Consider the following 1,729-nt stretch of genomic DNA (forward strand, 5'->3'; position numbering starts at 1 on the left):
ATTTTATTAGTCTGTCTAGGAACTCAAGTTTTAATGGTGATGTTTAAACGAGAAACGCTTGATGAAGTAAAAGTCATCGCAGTATGTCATTTAATTGGACTAGCGTTAGAACTCTACAAAGTTCATATGGGCTCATGGAGCTATCCAGAAAAAGCTTTCACTAAAGTCTGGGGAGTTCCGCTGTACAGCGGATTTATGTATGCTAGTGTAGCCAGCTACATGTGCCAAGTGTGGAGAAGGCTTGAATTAAAGCTTACGAATTGGCCTTCTACGTGGATTGTCAGTATACTAAGTATGGCTATTTACCTTAATTTTTTCACGCATCATTTTATTTACGACTTCCGCTGGTTTTTAAAACTTTTTACTTTACTTATTTTTTATCGAACTTTTGTATATTTTACGGTTAACAAACGTACATATCGCATGCCTTTAGTATTGTCTTTTGTACTGATTGGCTTTTTCATTTGGATCGCTGAAAATATCGCAACATTTTTTGGAGCATGGCAGTATCCAGATCAACAGCAGCAGTGGACAATGGTTCATATAAGTAAAATTAGCTCTTGGCTTCTTCTTGTGATTGTTAGTTTCTTGATTGTTGCTTTACTAAAGCATTTAAAAGAAAATCAAAGCCAATTTAAACAAAGAAAGAAATTAAAAGAAATAAACGAAATATATGAAAGATAGAAACATAACTATGTACACGCTGTTAATATGAAGTGCAGAACCTTTGGAGGCTTATATGCAAGAATATATTTTTTATCTTCCCTATCTTAAATCAGCGGGGAAGACCATAGCAGTTACAAATGAAAATGGAGAAAACGTCGGACAGCTTAAGAGAATGCATAAAAATATGTGGACGAAAAGTATTGATTTTTTAACTCGTGATGGACTTCCAGTGTTAGATTCTATTTCTTGGTTTCCTATCTTTTCCTGCGGCTTAAAGGTACATTTACAAGTTCAATGGGAAGGAAGAACGGTGTTTATTGATCACGTAAAAAAACACCGGTGGGTGATAAAAGAAAATGGAAAAACAGTGGGAGATCTATTAGGTAAAGGAATAATTAACAACGAAGGAGCACAAGAAATTAGATGGGGAAATAACGTCTACATGTTAAGCAGTCATGAAGCTGTAGAGGAAGCGTGTATTTTTAATCAAAAAAGAGAAAAAGTCGCAGAGTTTAAATCAGACCTTTTTCATTTTAAAGAAGGCAAACACTCAATAAGAGTAACAGAAGAACTGCCCGTACCCATTTTTATCGCTTCTTACTATATAACTACTTTTATTATGCCATACATATAATCAGGCGCAGAATCATTCTGCGCCTGATTTTTATATCATGATTTTACAAATATCATTTGTGAATTCAACGGGATCACTAATAGATAAGCCTTCAATTAGAAGAGCTTGGTTATATAATAAATTTGTATAAAGGTCTAATTTCCCTTTATCATTTTCAAATGCATCTTTTAAAGAAGCGAATACATCATGATGTACGTTAATTTCTAACACTTTTTCTGCTTTTACATGCTGATTGTCAGGCATAGCACTTAAAATTTTCTCCATTTCAATCGTTACTTCACCATCAGCTGATAAGCACACGGGATGTGTTTTTAAACGTTTAGACGCGCGGACATCTCCTACTTTTCCCGCCAAAGCTTTCTTCATATAGTCAAATAGCTCTTTATTCTCTTTTTCCTCAGACTCATTGAGCTGTTCTTCTTCTGATTC

The 1,729-nt window shown here is 34.6% G+C and carries 2 protein-coding genes and 1 pseudogene; 2 read left to right on the forward strand and 1 reads right to left on the reverse strand.

All coding sequences use genetic code 11. The features are described from left to right. Both AC1DRF_RS26285 and AC1DRF_RS26290 read left to right on the forward strand, forming a co-directional pair. Nucleotides 1-684: DUF817 domain-containing protein (locus AC1DRF_RS26285; RefSeq protein ID WP_477742113.1), on the forward strand; the 684-nt coding region annotated here is incomplete at its 5' end. A gap of 55 nt (nt 685-739) precedes the next feature. Further along, on the forward strand, nt 740-1,300 hold the full coding sequence (locus tag AC1DRF_RS26290; protein WP_427076519.1) for a tubby C-terminal domain-like protein: 561 nt from the start codon (nt 740-742) through the stop codon (nt 1,298-1,300). A 30-nt stretch (nt 1,301-1,330) separates the two neighbouring features. Here the strand turns inward: AC1DRF_RS26290 and AC1DRF_RS26295 are convergent. Next, nucleotides 1,331-1,729, reverse strand: a pseudogene (locus AC1DRF_RS26295) (molecular chaperone HtpG); the annotation flags it as partial.

This window comes from Priestia sp. P5_B4 (assembly GCF_056400385.1).

Excerpts from the sequence above, each read along its gene's own strand:
- AC1DRF_RS26290 (WP_427076519.1), top strand. The coding sequence starts at position 740 with ATGCAAGAATATATTTTTTATCTTCCCTATCTTAAATCAGCGGGGAAG.